General features: G+C 70.0%; 22 protein-coding genes. 4 read left to right on the forward strand and 18 right to left on the reverse strand.

From position 1 onward, the window contains the following. Positions 1-75 precede the first annotated feature (75 nt). Complete coding sequence (gene rpmG, locus ABZZ22_RS06105) at positions 76-246, forward strand: 50S ribosomal protein L33 (RefSeq protein ID WP_354927908.1); 171 nt, start codon at positions 76-78, stop codon at positions 244-246. 107 nt (positions 247-353) lie between these two features. Here the strand turns inward: rpmG and ykgO are convergent, their stop codons facing one another. The 6 genes from ykgO to ABZZ22_RS06135 form a co-directional block, all read right to left on the reverse strand. Further along, the gene (ykgO, locus tag ABZZ22_RS06110) at positions 354-476 is read right to left on the reverse strand and encodes a type B 50S ribosomal protein L36 (protein ID WP_045547214.1); all 123 of its coding nucleotides are present in this window, start codon (positions 474-476) and stop codon (positions 354-356) included. 6 nt (positions 477-482) lie between these two features. Beyond that, positions 483-719, reverse strand: a complete 237-nt coding sequence (gene rpsR / locus ABZZ22_RS06115; protein WP_179658079.1) for a 30S ribosomal protein S18 — start codon at positions 717-719, stop codon at positions 483-485. 27 nt (positions 720-746) lie between these two features. Further along, positions 747-923, reverse strand: coding sequence for a 50S ribosomal protein L32 (gene rpmF / locus ABZZ22_RS06120; protein ID WP_354927913.1), 177 nt, complete (start codon positions 921-923; stop codon positions 747-749). A gap of 31 nt (positions 924-954) precedes the next feature. Beyond that, positions 955-2,073: a GTP-binding protein gene (locus ABZZ22_RS06125; RefSeq protein WP_354927916.1), complete on the reverse strand. Its 1,119-nt coding sequence runs from the start codon at positions 2,071-2,073 to the stop codon at positions 955-957. 157 nt (positions 2,074-2,230) lie between these two features. Next, on the reverse strand, positions 2,231-2,494 hold the full coding sequence (locus tag ABZZ22_RS06130; RefSeq protein ID WP_354927919.1) for a type B 50S ribosomal protein L31: 264 nt from the start codon (positions 2,492-2,494) through the stop codon (positions 2,231-2,233). 76 nt (positions 2,495-2,570) lie between these two features. Beyond that, complete coding sequence (locus ABZZ22_RS06135) at positions 2,571-3,128, reverse strand: XRE family transcriptional regulator (RefSeq protein ID WP_354927922.1); 558 nt, start codon at positions 3,126-3,128, stop codon at positions 2,571-2,573. A 72-nt stretch (positions 3,129-3,200) separates the two neighbouring features. Here ABZZ22_RS06135 and ABZZ22_RS06140 point away from each other — a divergent pair, with 72 nt between their 5' ends. Next, the gene (locus ABZZ22_RS06140) at positions 3,201-4,781 is read left to right on the forward strand and encodes a bifunctional NAD(P)/FAD-dependent oxidoreductase/class I SAM-dependent methyltransferase (RefSeq protein ID WP_354927925.1); all 1,581 of its coding nucleotides are present in this window, start codon (positions 3,201-3,203) and stop codon (positions 4,779-4,781) included. A 90-nt stretch (positions 4,782-4,871) separates the two neighbouring features. On the opposite strand, the gene ABZZ22_RS06145 is transcribed toward ABZZ22_RS06140, so the two are convergent. From ABZZ22_RS06145 to rpmB, 5 genes are all read right to left on the reverse strand, one after another. Further along, positions 4,872-5,417 (reverse strand): hypothetical protein, encoded by a 546-nt coding sequence (locus ABZZ22_RS06145; protein WP_354927928.1) that lies wholly within the window; start codon positions 5,415-5,417, stop codon positions 4,872-4,874. A 10-nt stretch (positions 5,418-5,427) separates the two neighbouring features. Continuing rightward, positions 5,428-6,129 (reverse strand): TIGR03943 family protein, encoded by a 702-nt coding sequence (locus tag ABZZ22_RS06150; protein ID WP_354927931.1) that lies wholly within the window; start codon positions 6,127-6,129, stop codon positions 5,428-5,430. Positions 6,130-6,291: 162 nt separating this feature from the next. Continuing rightward, the gene (locus tag ABZZ22_RS06155) at positions 6,292-7,278 is read right to left on the reverse strand and encodes a permease (RefSeq protein ID WP_354927934.1); all 987 of its coding nucleotides are present in this window, start codon (positions 7,276-7,278) and stop codon (positions 6,292-6,294) included. A 162-nt stretch (positions 7,279-7,440) separates the two neighbouring features. Then, positions 7,441-7,746, reverse strand: coding sequence for a 30S ribosomal protein S14 (gene rpsN, locus ABZZ22_RS06160; protein ID WP_354927937.1), 306 nt, complete (start codon positions 7,744-7,746; stop codon positions 7,441-7,443). Next, positions 7,746-7,982 carry a 50S ribosomal protein L28 gene (gene rpmB / locus ABZZ22_RS06165; protein ID WP_292651108.1) on the reverse strand — a complete coding sequence of 79 codons (237 nt, stop codon included), beginning with the start codon at positions 7,980-7,982 and terminating at the stop codon, positions 7,746-7,748. The genes rpsN and rpmB overlap by 1 nt, the downstream gene beginning before the upstream one ends. Positions 7,983-8,110: 128 nt before the next feature. Between rpmB and ABZZ22_RS06170 the strand changes: the two genes are divergently transcribed. Beyond that, positions 8,111-8,521 carry a transcriptional repressor gene (locus ABZZ22_RS06170; RefSeq protein ID WP_292651110.1) on the forward strand — a complete coding sequence of 137 codons (411 nt, stop codon included), beginning with the start codon at positions 8,111-8,113 and terminating at the stop codon, positions 8,519-8,521. A gap of 168 nt (positions 8,522-8,689) precedes the next feature. Here ABZZ22_RS06170 and ABZZ22_RS06175 read toward each other — a convergent pair whose 3' ends face one another. The 7 genes from ABZZ22_RS06175 to dut form a co-directional block, all read right to left on the reverse strand. Beyond that, positions 8,690-10,180, reverse strand: coding sequence for a PepSY-associated TM helix domain-containing protein (locus tag ABZZ22_RS06175; protein WP_354927941.1), 1,491 nt, complete (start codon positions 10,178-10,180; stop codon positions 8,690-8,692). A gap of 76 nt (positions 10,181-10,256) precedes the next feature. After that, the gene (locus ABZZ22_RS06180) at positions 10,257-10,718 is read right to left on the reverse strand and encodes a cell division protein FtsQ (RefSeq protein ID WP_354927944.1); all 462 of its coding nucleotides are present in this window, start codon (positions 10,716-10,718) and stop codon (positions 10,257-10,259) included. 154 nt (positions 10,719-10,872) lie between these two features. Next, positions 10,873-11,919: a hypothetical protein gene (locus tag ABZZ22_RS06185; protein WP_354927947.1), complete on the reverse strand. Its 1,047-nt coding sequence runs from the start codon at positions 11,917-11,919 to the stop codon at positions 10,873-10,875. Further along, positions 11,916-12,662 carry a DUF3159 domain-containing protein gene (locus ABZZ22_RS06190; protein WP_354927950.1) on the reverse strand — a complete coding sequence of 249 codons (747 nt, stop codon included), beginning with the start codon at positions 12,660-12,662 and terminating at the stop codon, positions 11,916-11,918. The genes ABZZ22_RS06185 and ABZZ22_RS06190 overlap by 4 nt, the downstream gene beginning before the upstream one ends. An 11-nt stretch (positions 12,663-12,673) precedes the next feature. Then, positions 12,674-13,045 (reverse strand): OB-fold nucleic acid binding domain-containing protein, encoded by a 372-nt coding sequence (locus tag ABZZ22_RS06195; protein ID WP_354927953.1) that lies wholly within the window; start codon positions 13,043-13,045, stop codon positions 12,674-12,676. 10 nt (positions 13,046-13,055) lie between these two features. Further along, on the reverse strand, positions 13,056-13,718 hold the full coding sequence (locus ABZZ22_RS06200; RefSeq protein WP_354927956.1) for a DUF3710 domain-containing protein: 663 nt from the start codon (positions 13,716-13,718) through the stop codon (positions 13,056-13,058). Positions 13,719-13,769: 51 nt separating this feature from the next. Then, complete coding sequence (gene dut, locus ABZZ22_RS06205; RefSeq protein WP_354927959.1) at positions 13,770-14,231, reverse strand: dUTP diphosphatase; 462 nt, start codon at positions 14,229-14,231, stop codon at positions 13,770-13,772. Between the two features lie 73 nt (positions 14,232-14,304). On the opposite strand from dut, the gene ABZZ22_RS06210 reads away from it, so the two are divergent. After that, positions 14,305-14,763, forward strand: a complete 459-nt coding sequence (locus ABZZ22_RS06210; RefSeq protein WP_354927962.1) for a DUF3093 domain-containing protein — start codon at positions 14,305-14,307, stop codon at positions 14,761-14,763. Positions 14,764-14,781 lie beyond the last annotated feature (18 nt).

Consider the following 14,781-nt stretch of genomic DNA (forward strand, 5'->3'; position numbering starts at 1 on the left):
CGTCACCTCTCCTCAATGGGCTCGTGTACTCTTAACTGAGAATCATTCCCATTATCACTAGTCGGAGAGCAGAGCATGTCCAGCAGATCATCTGACGTACGCCCCAAGATCAGGCTTCGTTCCACCGCGGGCACGGGCTACACGTACATCTCGAAGAAGAACCGCCGAAACACTCCTGACCGGCTCGTGCTGCGCAAATACGACCCGGTCGTTCGACGCCACGTCGACTTCCGCGAGGAACGCTGACCCAGGCCGAGTCGGCCCCGTCCGCCCGAGGCGGTCCCGCTCGACCAGAAGAGCCCCTGTCTCGCCACGCAGGTGCGTGGCGAGACAGGGGCTCAGCAGTGGCGGGCTCAGCCCTGACGCGCCTTGAGGCGCGGATTGAGCTTGTTGATGACGTAGACCCGACCTCGGCGACGTACGACCTGGGAGCCGGGCTGGTTCTTGAGCGAGCGGATGGAGTTGACGACCTTCATCGGGATCTATCCCTTCGTGCTGGTGTAGGGCAGCAGTGCGACCTCACGGGCGTTCTTGATCGCCTTGGTGACCGCGCGCTGCTGTTGCGGGCTGAGTCCGGTGACGCGGCGGGAGCGGATCTTGCCGCGGTCGGAGATGAACGTACGCAGCAGCTGCACGTCCTTGTAGTCGACGTAGGTGACATCCGGTGCCAGCAGCGGCTTGCGCCGCTTGCGGACCGGAGACGGCGGACGTTTGGGCATGGAGCGGCCTTTCTCTCAGCGAGACTCTCAGCGGATCTTGGCGGGGTCGACGTAGCCGCGCTCGACCGCACGGACCAGGCGCCGGGGCACGTCGTAGGTCTGGCCGTCGACGCTCACAGGCACGAGGGCGACCGGGGTCGCCTTCCAGCTCGATCGGCGATGGCGGGTGTTGCTGCGCGACATCTTGCGCTTCGGTACGGCCATGGCGGCCTCCTTCAGAGTGGTTTGATGCGATTCAGGCAGCGCGGCCGATGGGGCCGAGCCAGTCCTCGAGCCCGTCCCAGGACTCCTCCCAGATCTGGCCGCGCTGGGCGATCTCCTGGTCGGTGAGGAGCGCACGCTCGAACGCACGCGGGATCGCGTCGGCCTCGTCGTCGATCCCGACCACGACGATGCGGGTGAGCCGCTCGGCGCGCCCCCACTTCTCGGTCGAGCCGACACTGGCCTGGCCACCGGCGCCGTCCCAGACGCAGATGTCGTCGGGACGGGTCGGGACCCAGAAGCAGCCGCGCGAGCGCCGCGGGCCGCCACCGAGGATCTCCAGCTCCTCCTGGAACCGGACGGGGTGGATCGGGCGATCGGAGCGCAGGTCGAGCCGCCACGCACCGCCCTCGGGCAGCGGCGGCAACGGGTTGCGGCGCACCTCCGCAACCCACGCCTCCACCGCATGGTGGCGGTGCACGCCGGCGACCAGGCCGGCAGCGTCCAGGAGCGAGGGATCCGTCACCACGGGCGTACGCGGCTGGGCCAGCGTCGCTACCAGCGAGTGCTCCTCGGGCTCGGGGGCCTCGGTGATGCAGACGACGTCGGCGTACTCCACGATCGCGCTGGCGACCTCCGCGACGCCACGACGGTCGTCCTCGGAGGTGGCCAGGCCGCGCTCGTCGAGCAGGTCGGGGCCGAGCAGGTCCTCGGCGACAGTGGTGCCCTCGAGCGCTGCAACGACCGCGGCGATGGAGATGTGCGGGGCCGTCCGCGGCCCCCAGGCGAGCACCCGGCAGACTTGGATCGCCTCCGCGGCGACCGGCAGGCAAGCCACGATGCTGCCCCAGCGGCCCTGCGCGGCCAGGCGCTCGAGAGTGGGGACGATGTCCTCGCGGATCGCGCACGCGACACAGGCGTGGGCGAGATTGATCTCCTCGTGCTCGACCACGCCGCTGATGTCGCTGACGATGCGGGTCAGCAGCTGCCGGCTCGGGTCGATGACATGGCGGACCATGACCGTGTCGGGCAGGCCGAACTGGAGCGAGACGGTGGCGGAGAGCATCGCGCCCTCCTCCACCCCGCTCACCAGGATGACCGGCACCTTCGGGCTCGGGAGCTTGCGCCGCGACCGTGGGCGGGGCGCAGTCATCGCGCCACCTCTGCGCTTCGCGCAGTAACTCCCTCGCTCGGCGCGAGCGGACGAGCAAGCTCGCCGCTCGACCTCACTCCGGTCGTAGCCGTAGCGCAAGCGCCAGGATACGGACACGGCGCACTGACCATGTCGATCGTCGCTCGCTGACGCTCGCTCATCGGCCGCGCCCGTACCGGCGCTTGAACCGCTCGACCCGGCCCTCGGTGTCGACCACGCGGCCACGTCCGGTCCAGAACGGGTGGCTGGCGCTGGAGACGTCCACGTCGACGACCGGGTAGGTCTCGCCGTTCTCCCAGGTCACCTGCTCGTGGTCGTCGGCGAGACGCTCGCGGATCGTCGACTGCATCAGGAAGAGCCTGTCCGCCGAGCGGTCGCGGAAGACGACCGGCCCGGAGACGGGGTGGATGCCTTGCTTCATGAGGACCTCCTGTGGTTAATGATAACGGTTCTCATTCTACACACAGGGTGATGCCTCACTCACATCGAGGCGAGACTCACCCCTCGGCGGTGTGGGTGTGCATGCGTACGCCGTCGCTGTTGAAGATGCTCAACACCTGAGCCGGGCGCGACCCGGTCGCGAAGATCGCGTGCGGCACCCGGGTGTCGAACTCGGCGGCCTCACCGCGGGTCAGCACCAGGTCGCGGTCGCCGAGCAGCAGCCGCAACCTTCCGGAGATGACGTAGAGCCACTCGTAACCGTCGTGGACCCGCGGCTCCGGCACCTCGGTGACCGGCTGGTAGGTGATCTTGAAGGTGTTCACCGGCGACCCCTCGGGGGTCAGCGGCGCGATCTCCATCCCGTCGCGACGGATCACCGGCCGGCGTACGCGGGGATCCGGGACCGAGGGCGTCACCAGGCTGTCGAGGCCCACGCCGAGATGGCGGGTCAGCGGGATCAGCAGCTCCAGGCTCGCCTGCCGCTTGCCCGACTCGAGCCGGGACAGCGTGCTGGGCGACATCTCCGCCATCGCGGCCAGCTGATCCAGGGTCCAGCCCTTGCTGTGCCGGATCGCCCTGATCCGCGGGCCGACCTGCTTGAGCTCGTTGATCATGTGCCCCATCTCCCATTTGCCAAATCTGCAAGAAGCCTTGCCGTTCCTTCATTGTGCCAGTGAACTGGTGACATGACCGAAAACACCGAACACCTCGACGCCATCGTCATCGGCGGCGGAGCCGCCGGCCTCTCCGCCGCCCTCATGCTCGGCCGCGCCCGCCGCAGAACCCTCGTGGTCGACTCCGGCCTTCCCCGCAACCGCTTCGCGGCGCACATGCACGGCGTCCTCGGCCACGAGGGCATCGACCCCGCCGACCTGCTGCGCAAGGGCCGTGAGGAGCTGTCCACGTACGACGTGGAGATCCGCCCAGGGCACGTCGCCCGTCTCGACGAGACCGACGACGGCGTGAGCGTCCTCCTGGAGGACGGGGCGCTGCTCACCGGCCGCGTCGCGATCGTCGCGACCGGCGTCACCGACGAGCTCCCCGACATCCCCGGACTGGCCGAGCGCTGGGGCGCCACCGTCCTGCACTGCCCCTACTGCCACGGCTGGGAGGTGCGTGACCGGCGGATCGGAGTGCTGACCACTTCCCCCCTCGGCATGCACCAGGCGCAGCTGATCCGGCAGTGGAGCGACGACGTCGTCGTCTTCACCGCCGGACTCGGGCCGGTCGAGGAGGCCGACGAGCAGCGTCTGCGCGCGCGTGGGGTCGAGCTCGTCGCCGCGCCTGTCACCGAGGTGCTCGGCGAGGGTGACCAGGTCACCGCGGTGCGCACCGCCGACGGGCTGGTCACCGAGGTCGGCGCCATCTTCACCGCCGGGACCCTGCGTCCGCACGACGACTTCCTTGCCCACCTCGACCTCGACCGCGCCGAGAGCCCCGTCGGCAGCTTCCTCGCCGTCGACGCGACCGGCAAGGCCAGCAGCGACCGGATCTGGGCGGTCGGCAACGTGTCCAACCCGATGGCCAACGTCCCGATCAGCATGAGCGCCGGCACCATGGCCGGCAGCTTCGTGAACATGGCACTGGTCACCGACGACTTCGACCGCGCCGTCGCCGAGCCCGAGACTGAGCTCGCCGAGGCGAGCGACGACCCGGTCGCCTTCTGGCAGGAGAGGTACGCCGGCAGCGACCACGTCTGGTCCGGCAAGGTCAACAAGGTGCTCGGTGACGTCGCCACCGGCCTGGAGCCGGGGACGGCGCTCGACCTGGGCTGCGGCGAAGGGGCCGACGTGATCTGGCTGGCGAAGCAGGGATGGCGGGCCACCGGGATCGACATCTCGAGCAACGCCGTGGACCGGGCCCGGCAGGCCGCCCTGGCGGCCGGTCTCACCGAGGAGCAGGCCCGGTTCGTCGCCTCCGACCTGACCGGCCTCGACGGATCGGGACGCTATGACCTGGTCACCGCCAGCTTCTTCCAGTCCCCCGTCGAACTGCCCCGCGCCGACATCCTCCGCCGGGCGGCCGGGCTGGTGAACCCCGGCGGCCACCTGCTCATCACCTCGCACGCCGCCGCACCTTCCTGGGCCGACGCCGCCATGCACGAGCACCGCTTCCTCGACGCCAAGGAGGAGCTCGAGGCGCTCGACCTGCCCGAGGACGCCTGGGAGACGGTCGTCCTCGAGCACCGCGACCGCCCCGTCACCAGCCCGTCCGGCGAGCCCGCCACCCTCGAGGACTCCGTGGTCCTGCTCCGCCGCCGACCCTGACCGACTCTGCGACCGCTGTCGTGGACAGGGAGGTCAGCTGGGCGAGCGGGCACTTCCCGTCCGGGCGGGAAAGTGCCGCAAGCCCACCGACTACGCCGCGCCGCAGCTCTCGGTCAGGAACTCCCCCAGGCGCTCGTAGGCGAGGTTCTGCGCCTCGCTGCGCTCGAGCGGGTCCTCGCCGCGGCCGGTGCGCAGCGCGTCCTCGATCATCATCCGTACGCCCTCGAAGGCAGCAGCCGGCGTGCCCTCGGGAACACCCATCGACTGCAGGCTCGTCGCCGCCAGTCCCAGCGCGGTCTCGTTCTCGTCGTTCGGCGAGGACATCTGGGCAGCGTGGGCGTTCGCCATCGTCTGTACGCCGCCGCAGAACTCCTCCAGGGAGGCGACCGGCCCCGAGGCGACCGGAGCGGCAGAGGACGCCGCTGCGCCCGGCCCTCCCGAAGCCGGGGCATCGCCGGAGCCGAGGTCGCGGGTCAGCACCACGACTCCGATCGCGACCGCGATCAGCACGCCGACGACGAGCGCGCGCGGCGGGTGCGGGAGCCGCTCTCGCCAGGCCCGCTCGCCCTGCGCTGCGGCAGCGGCGCGTCGAGCCGGGTTTCCGGACCGCTTCCCCGGCTGTTTCCCAGAGCTCACCGGTCAGCGCTCACTGGTAGGTGTTGGCCGGCGCCTCGCGCGGCTCGACGGAGATGGCCTCGATGGCGGTCTCCGACTTGCCGCCCGGCGCGGTGCCTTCGACCCAGCGACCGGTGACCGCGACCCAGGAGTCGCGCTCCGGAGCGTCGTCGTAGTCCTCCACGCGCACCCGCGAGGCGCTCGCGTCCGCTGCACAGCAGGCGATGGCGATACGGGTGACGTACCAGTTGCCCTTCTCGTCGGTGCTGACGAAGCCGGTCAGGCGGATGTCACGGCCCTTGATCGTCGAGCCGTCCTCGACCCCGGCGCGCCACATGAACTCGGCGACCTCGACGTCCACCGGCCCGTCCGAGGCCGGCAGCGGCAGGATCTCGGCGTCGGGAGCCGCCGCGACCGGATCGTCGGCACGACGCTCGGCGAGGTAGGCGCCCAGGGACGGCGGGCTGGCGACGAAGACGATCACACCGGGGATGATCGCCAGCCAGGTCATCGCCGGGACCTTGTGGCCATGCCCGTGGTCGTCCTCGCCCTCCTCCTCCGGCTCGGGACGCAGCAGCATCCACGCCGTCAGACCGAGGAGCACCACACCGGTGACGACCAGCGGCCACTTCATCCAGTCGGTGACGTACCTCAGATAGCCGTCCCCGAGCGCGAGCCGCAGCAGTACGGCGCCGAGGAAACCCACCACCAGTGCCTGGGTTGTCCGTGTCACGCGGCCACCTCCGTTGCGCAAGCGCCATCGTACGGACGCGGCCGCGTGCTGATTCGATGGATCGCTCGCTGACGCTCGCTCACGCGGCCACCTCCGTTGCGCAAGCGCCATCGTACGGACGCGGCCGCGTGCTGATTCGATGGATCGCTCGCTGACGCTCGCTCACAGCAACCACCATCCGATGCCGACGGCGGATGCGACCGCCGTGATGATCACCAAGGGTACGAAACGGAGCGCGAAGCCCATGCCGAAGTGGCCGGCTTCCATGGAAGCGAGCTTGATGTCCATCGCGGGGCCGACGACGAGGAAGACCAGCTTCGCGGTGTCGGAGAACGCCGTGAACGAGGCCGCGACGAAGGCGTCCGACTCGGAGCAGAGCGCGACGATGAACGCGAAGAGCGCCAGCGTCAGGATCCCCAGCACGGCCTGCCCGGCGACGGTGTTGACCACCGAGCGAGGTACGAAGGTGTTGACCGCCGCCGCCAGCATGGCCCCCAGGACCAGGAACCCGGAGGCGTGCAGGAAGTCGTGGCTGACGTTGCCGAGGAAAGACCGCTCGTGAGCGTGCTGGTCGCGACCGAGGTTGGTCAGCCGCTCGAGCAGCAGCTTGCCGCGGGCGAGCATGAGCCAGCCGACCGCGACGGCCGTGATCATCGAGGCCATGAACCGAGCCAGCACCATCATCGGCTGGCCAGGGAAGGCGACCGCGGTCGAGACCAGCACCGCCGGGTTGACCGCGGGCGCGGCCAGCATGAACGTCAGCGCCACGGCGGGCGCGACCCCACGACGGATCAGCGAGTTGGTCACCGGCACCGCGGCACACTCGCAGCCCGGCAGCCCGATCCCGGCCAGGCCGGCGACCGGGACGCCGAGCGCGGGGCTCTTCGGCACGATCTTGCTCAGCGCCTTCTCCGAGAGGAACGTCGAGATGACGGCGCTGAGCAGCACGCCGCCGAGCAGGAACGGGGCCGACTGCACCACGATGGCGACGAAGATCGTGCCCCAGGTGTTGAACAGGTCATGATCCAGCAGCGGCAGCAGCCAGCGCTGGGAGAGCAGGACGACGAGCAGGACGATCGCCACGATCTCTGTCTGCCCCAGCCGGAACCCCGACTTCTCGGCCGCCCGCTCGGGCGCCTTCGTACTCATGCCGCCGCCTCCGTCGAAGGAGAGGGCGAATCCGGACGCGGCGGCCTGAGGCCCACGGTCGCTCGCTTGCGCTCGCTCATGAGGCGTGTGTCTAGCACAGCCCGGCGGCCGCCGGGTAGCGCCTCGCCGACTCGGAATGGTTCCGGTTAGGCTTCGCCGACGTCACCAGCTGGACTTGGTGATCCCCGGCAGATGTCCCTTGTGCGCGAGCTCGCGGAACCGGATCCGGGACACGCCCGCCTTGCGCAGATAGCCTCGCGGACGACCGTCGACCTGATCGCGGTTGCGCAGGCGCACCGGCGAGGAGTCGCGCGGCAGCCGCGAGAGAGCCCGGACGGCTTCGGCCTGCTCGGCCGAGCCCGGCTCCGCGGCACGGATGAGCTCCTTGAGGTCGGCCCGGCGCTCCGCGTACCGCTCGACGATCTCGCGCCGCTTCGCCTCGGCCGCGATCTTGGACTTCTTGGCCATCAGACCTTCTCCCCTCGGGCGCGCATCTCGGCGACGACGGCCTCGATGCCGCGTACGTCGATCTGCTTGATCGCGTTGGTGCTGAGCCGCAGCGTGACCTTCCGGCCCAGGCTGGGCACGAAGTAGGTCTTCTTCTGCAGGTTCACCTCCCAGCGTCGTCGGGTCGCCTTCTTGGACCAGGGGCGGTTGTTGCCGAAGCCCGGGCGGGCACCGGTGACCTGACACGTGCGTGACATGACAGCCTTTCGTCTTATCGGGAATCATTTTCATTATGACACAGCCGTCCCCGCTCCGCGTCATCGCCGGCCCGCTGACGGTGCCACTGGGCAGGGGATCCGTTCCGGTACCGACTAACATGGCGCTCATGGCACCAACCCAGCAGGTCAAGCGGCGCGCGACCAACCAAGGCGCCGCAGTGAAGGAGGCCCTCGCCGCCGAGGACACCTTCCGCAGCGCCCAGGACGTCTACGCCACGCTGCGCGCGAGCGGCGAGAAGATCGGCCTCTCCACGGTCTATCGCCACCTGCAGATCTTCGTCGACGACGGTCTCGCCGATGTGATCCACAAGCCCGACGGCGAGTCCACCTACCGGCTGTGCGGGGATGCCTCCACGACCCATCACCACCACCTGGTGTGCCGTCAGTGCGGCAAGGCGGTGGAGATCGAGGGGCCGGCCGTGGAGACCTGGGCCGACAAGGTGGCGGCGCAGCACGGCTTCTCCGACGTCAACCACACGGTCGAGATCTTCGGCCTCTGCACCGCCTGCGCCGCCTGACCCGGTTCAGGGCATGTCTGGTAAAGACACGGCGGGCGCGAGCGGCGTTTCGGGCCGATCTGGCAAGGCGTCCGCCGCGAAGGCATCCTGGAGGCTGTCGAGTGGCGGCAACGCAGCCAGATCGGATGCGAAACGTCGCGTAGCGGGCGTGGATTTGCCAGACATGCCCTAGCCCGCCCGGCGGCGTCTGCGCGCCGCGGCGAGCGCGACATCGATCAGCAGGAACGCCACGAGGCTGATCCCCAGCAGCGGGAAGAACCAGCCGACGAGCACAGTCACCGCGACGCCGCCGACCAACACGGTCCGCGGCAGTCGTCGCCACGCGCCCCGCGGCGCCGGTCGGCCGAACCGCAGTCGGCTCACGCCGCGAGGACGTCGCAGCCACCACATCCGGTAGCCCAGGAGCGTGAGAGCGATCAGCCCGATCGCCAGCGCCGCCAGGACGATCTGGTTGGCGACGCCGAACAGGATCCCCATGTGGGCGCCGATGGTCCAGGTGGTCACCTTGGCCATCACCGGCCAGTCCGCGAAATCGACGCGGTCCACGACCGCGCCGCTGGCCGGATCGACGGCGACGGTGTCGTAGCTCGTAGGCCAGTCGCGCTTGTTCTCCGCGGCCGTCCAGGCGCTGTCCGCGTCCGTCGGCGGGGTCAGGTAGAGCGGGTCGCCCAGACCCTCCTCGCGGGCGGTGGCGAGCACACCGTCGATACCGACGCCGTGGACCAGGAGCGCATCCGGGTTCTCACCGGACGTCGCCGTGCCCGGCCCGTGGTGCTCGTGACCGACCGCCGAGGTCTCGCCCTCCAGCGACGTCGCCGGAAGCGGCTTCATCCAGGCCAGCGCGGTACGCAGCTCCTCGACGTTGGCTCCGGCGTAGCGCGACCACGTCACCCCGGAGACCGACAGGACCAGCGCGCCCAGCAGGACCCAGACGCCGATCGCGCCGTGCCACGACATCACCCGAGCGCGTCCCCGGGCGTCGAGGCGATGTCCTGAGCTTGTCGAAGGGTCGGGCATCAGCAGCCGGCCGGTGCGCCGCTCGCGTCGGCGCCTGCCGACCCAGAGCGCCAGCCCGCCCAGGGCCACCACCCACAGCCAGCTCGCCGCGAGCTCGCTGTAGTCGCGGCCGAGCGCGCCCAGGTGCAGGTTTCGGTGGAGATCGTCCAGCCAAGCCCGGAAGCCGAGCCACTGCCCATAGCTGCGTACCTGGCCCTCGACCTGGCCGGTGTAGGGGTTCACGAAGACCGACATGTCGTAACCGGCGGGGACGGACTCATCGGTGAAGACCACCCGGGTGGTGCGGTCGGCGGCCTCCGGGACGTCGACCCGGAGGACGGCTCCGTCGGAATGGGTCGCGCGGGCGGCGGCGACCTGCGCGGCGAGCGTCGCCTGGCCGTCTGCCGGGCTGACATGGGTCAGCTCGTGGTAGGCGATCTGCTCCACCTGCGGAGCGATCGTGTAGAGCAGCCCGGTCACCGAGGCGACCAGGATGAACGGGGCCACCAGCACCCCGGCGTAGAAGTGCAGGCGCAGCACGAGCGGGCGGACCATCGGCCACCAGTCGCGTCGTCGGCTCGGCGGGTCGAGGGGTGGCGTCGCCTGCGGGTCGGTCCGTGGCTCGGCCGGTGATGGAGTCTGGAACTGGGTAGGAACGGGCATTCGAGGTTTCTCTTCTCGCGATTTCGGGTACGCAAGACAGCCACCGGGCTCGCCCGGTGGTGCTCGCAGAGGGATCTCAGAGGCCGAAGGGCCTCGGCGGTCCCCTTCGCGGAGAGACGGCGACCCACGGAGCCGGTCGTGGGACGACCTCCCGCACCTCGGCGAGCAGGTTGCCGACGACCGCGAGCCGAGGGACAGGGAGGCTGCGTACGACCACGGCGAGAGCCCTGCGGTGCAGCCCCCAGACGACGACGGATAGCACGGCCGCGCAGGCGTGGGCCACGAGCATCGACCCGCTGCCGTCGGCCGTGCCAGCGGCGTGCTGGTGCTGGGCGCCGGGAGCCGCAGCGAAGGCCGCGAAGACCTCATGGAGCCCCAGCTGGGACAACCCGGCCGCGAGCGTGCCGACGAAGAGGCCGACGCGACGCTGCAGCACCACGATGCCCATACCGAAGACGGCCAGTGCCGCCGCGGCCAGCCAGTCGGCGCTCGGCAGGGCGCCGCCCGCGGCCACGTGGGCCAGGCCCCCACCGGTCATGATCTGGAGCGTAGCGAGCAGAGAGAGCCACGCGCTTCCGCGTACCGGCCTCACCACTCGCAACTCCACGCGCAGCACCGTATCCCGAGTCGGCGCCACGATCGGGCTACTACGCTCGTGCCACGCTCATGTGCTCAAAGCTGGTCGATCGCGGTCAGAGCTCGTCACTGCTTCCCTCGACGAGAAAAGCCGGAGGCCCGCCCACGTTCTCGTCGTCGGTCCGGACCACCGGGCTCACCGGTGCGCAGGCGAGCGTCCGCACCTCGCAGGTGACGACCTGTCGCGCGCGCAGCACGTTGGCCGCGTTCGTGTCGATGCGCTCCGCGACGCCGAAGAAGGTGTCCTCGTCGCTCCACCCGACCAGCTTGAAGTGCTCCCACGGGGCATCGATCGCACGTTGGCGTCCTGTGTTCGCGTCGTACGCCACCGCCTTGGTGGGCCACTCGCTCACGTCGAAGATCGTGCTCCGGTCCGGGGAGAGTCGCCCGACCCCGGCGATCCAGGAGTCGGCCAGCTCTCGTCGCTTGCCCTCTCCGCCGAGATAGACGTGGAAGCCGTCGGGGAACAGGGTCTCGGCGTAGCCCTCGTAGATCTCCCCGTCCGGGCTGTCGCTCGCTTGGGTCGCGGAGCCGTCGTCGAGGTCGATGGTGGTGCCGTCGTAGAAGAGGTGCTCGTCGCTCACCCCGACCAGCAGCGGCATGACCTCGCCGTAGAGGTCCTCCAGATCCGCACCGCCGTCGGGCTCCTCGTCAGGCGTTCGGTAGAGCTGCTCACCGGTGCGAGTGTCGAACGCCGCCAGCTGGAGCACGTGGGTGCCGAACTCGTCGGTCGGGCCACGCGACTGGTCCACGGTGGCGAACACCGAGCGATCCGCCGACACGGCCAGGTTGCGCCAACCGACGTCCTCGACCTTCTCGGTCTCGCCCTCCGCGCTCGTGAACATCAGTGTCCGGCCGCGCATCCAGTAGACACCGGTGGCGCCGAGCACGAACTCGTCCACAGGCTCACCGAGATCGACGCTCCGCTCCCCCACGTGCAGCGTGCCGTCGGCGTACCAGGCCGGCGCCGTGGCCTCCCATTCGGTCGGTCCTACCGGCAGCGAGAAGGGCTCCTTGCCGCCGACGGTCACGGTCGAGCTGCCGCAGCCGGCAGCCACGAGGGCTACCAGCGCGCCGGCGACGACGACCGCGCGTGGGTTCATCGCGCCGTGGACTGGACCGGGGTGTGGTTGCGGGCGAGGAGCCAGATCATGGTGCCGTAGCAGGCGATCCGCAGCACCCAGCCGAAGCCGGTGCGGAGGATGCCGAGGGCGAGGATCGCCCAGTCGCGGTCGATCGAGCCACTCCAGGCGAGGAACCAGATCGGGCCCTGGATGGCCGCTCCGATCGCACCCGGCGCCAGGAAGAGCCAGGTCAGCCTCGTGCACAGCTTCACGATCTGCTTGTCCCGGTGCCACTCGAGCGGATCGCCGCTGGCGACGCCGATGAAGAAGCCGAAGATCGGCCAACCGATCAGGCACAGGCCGCCGACCACGACCGTGTAGCCGAGGCTGATCAGGATGCCGGGCAGGAAGTAGGCCAGGGCCTGCTCCTCGGCGGAGCCACCCATCGACTGGGCCAGGCGCACCACCGCGAAGCCGATGACGATCCCGAAGATGGCGTTGCCGACGTACTGCAGGCTCGAGCGCTGCACCAGCCGCACCAGCAGGAAGATCGCCGCAGTCGCCGCCGAGGCGATCAGCGCGAACTTGAGGTCCTTGACCGCCAGCCAGGCGATGGTGAAGACCAGGCCGGGCACGCCGGCCTCGAGCATCCCGCGCACACCTCCGAGCCCGGCGGACATCTGGCGGCGTACGACCGCCTCGACGGTGTCGACCGTCGGATGGTTGTGATCGTGGTCGTCCGGCCGGCCGTCGCCAGCAGGGGTCTCAGAGGTGGGGGTCACGTTTGGTTGGCTCACTCGTTGGGGTCCGGTATCAGCTCGTAGCGGGGGTTGAACATGATGCGCTGGCCGTCGTTGCGACCGATGCGGCCCTGCACCTGCAGGGACCGGCCCGGGCTGACCCCGGCGATGCGCCGGCGGCCCAGCCAGATGAGCGTCAGTGTGCCGGAGCCGTCGAAGAGCTCGGCCTCCAGCGCCGGGACGCCGCCGCGCGGTCGCAGAGTGATCGTACGCAGCGTCCCCCGCAATCGCACCGTCTCGCGGTCCGGCGCGTCGGCGATGGAGGCGACATCCTTGGCGACGTACGCTGCCCGGATCTCGCTCGCGTCGATCGAGGCGGTGTTCGCCCAGTCGCTGAGCTTCGCACGCAGCCGGCCCTTGGACATCCTCAGCCGATCATTTCTCGACGCGGCGCGCGTTGGGCGGCAGCTTCACCTCGAGCGCCTCGCCCTTGGGCTTGGCACCCTCCCCGCGGCACACGACGACCTGCTCGAGGAGCTTCTCCCACTCCTTGCCCGCGGTCGGCTCCATCGCCGGGCGGCCGAGCATGGTGGCGCGGAGCATCCAGCGCGGACCGTTGACACCGATGATGCGGGTCTGCTGGACGGCCGGCTGGCCGTCGGGCAGCTTCACCTTCATCTGCGTGATCAGCTCGGTGCCCCACGGGCCCTCCAGGTCGGCGGTCGCACCGCCGCGCTGCTGGACGTCCTCTCGAAGCATCGGCAGCGACTCGGTCCACAGGTCGCCGTTGCGGGGCGCGGCGAAGGCGCGCAGCTCCATGGCGCCGTCCTCGGCGGTCAGCATCACGGCCGCGATCTGGCCGGAGCTCTCGTCCACCTGCAGGCGCAGCTCCTTGCCCGGCGCCGGGGCGAGCATCATCGAGCCGAGGTCCACCCAGTCACCAGTGATCAGCCCGTCGGGGACCGAGTCGATGTCGAACGGTCCGATCTCGGGGGCTGCGGGCACCGGCCGGTCGGAGGCCACCGGCCCCTCCTCGACCGATGCAGATGGCTCTCCACGGTGGGAGGGCGCGGACTTGCGACGGAACTTCACGACCATCTGCTTTCAGGTTGCGGTGACTCTGTGAGGAGGCTTATCTAACACTGATGCTCAGCGGTTGGAGAAGCCCCCTGTAGAACCGTAACCCCCATCGCCACGAACCGAGTCCGGTAAGTCGGCCAACGTGGGCACCTCGACGAAGCTCGCCTGTTCCACGCGCTGGATCACCAGCTGGGCGATCCGGTCACCGCGCCGCAGCTCGATGGCCTCGACGGGGTCGAGGTTGATCAACGCCACCTTCACCTCGCCGCGGTATCCGGCGTCGACCGTCCCCGGGGCGTTGACGATGGAGAGCCCGTGCTTGGCGGCCAGCCCGGAGCGCGGATGCACCATGCCGGCGTAGCCGTGCGGCAGGGCGATCGCGATCCCGGTCGGCACCAGCGCCCGCTCCCCCGGTTTCAGGGTCACGTCCACGGTCGTCCGCAGGTCGGCTCCGGCATCCCCGGGATGGGCGTACGCAGGTGGCGGCAGCTCTGCGTCCAGCCGCACCAGGGCTACTTCGAGATCAGACACACCCCGCACCCTAGTGGCGCCGAGGCTCACCCGATTGGTGACTCCCTTGCCCGACATGAAAAACTCACGATTCGTGAGCACCTCCGCGTACGACGAGCGACTGACCGTACCGCTGAGGTGGTGGGTCCAGGGCGTCATGTTCCTGGCGACCCTGTGGATCGCGGTCATCTTGTGGGTCCCACCCGCGCTCGCCTGGGGCATCACCGCGGCAACCGTCGGTCTGTTCGCGCTGGCCATGATCGTCTACGGCAACGCCAGGATCACCATCGCCGACGGCGTCCTGCGCGCCGGGCCCGCCCGGATCGAGGCTCGTTTCCTCGGCGAGGCCGTCGCTCTCGACGAGACCGAGGCACATCACCTGGCGGGCCGCGACGCCGACGCCAGGGCTTACCTGCTTCTGCGTCCCTACCTCAAGCGCGCGGTGCGGATCACCATCGAGGACCCGGCCGACCCGGCGCCCTACTGGCTGCTCTTCACCCGCCACCCGGTCGCGCTCGCCAAGTCGGTCAACGCGCTCCGCGCGAGTCTGTGAGCGCCATCCCCGCGCGCA

The sequence above is a fragment of the Nocardioides sp. NPDC006273 genome (genome assembly GCF_040613495.1).
Lineage (GTDB): Bacteria > Actinomycetota > Actinomycetes > Propionibacteriales > Nocardioidaceae > Nocardioides.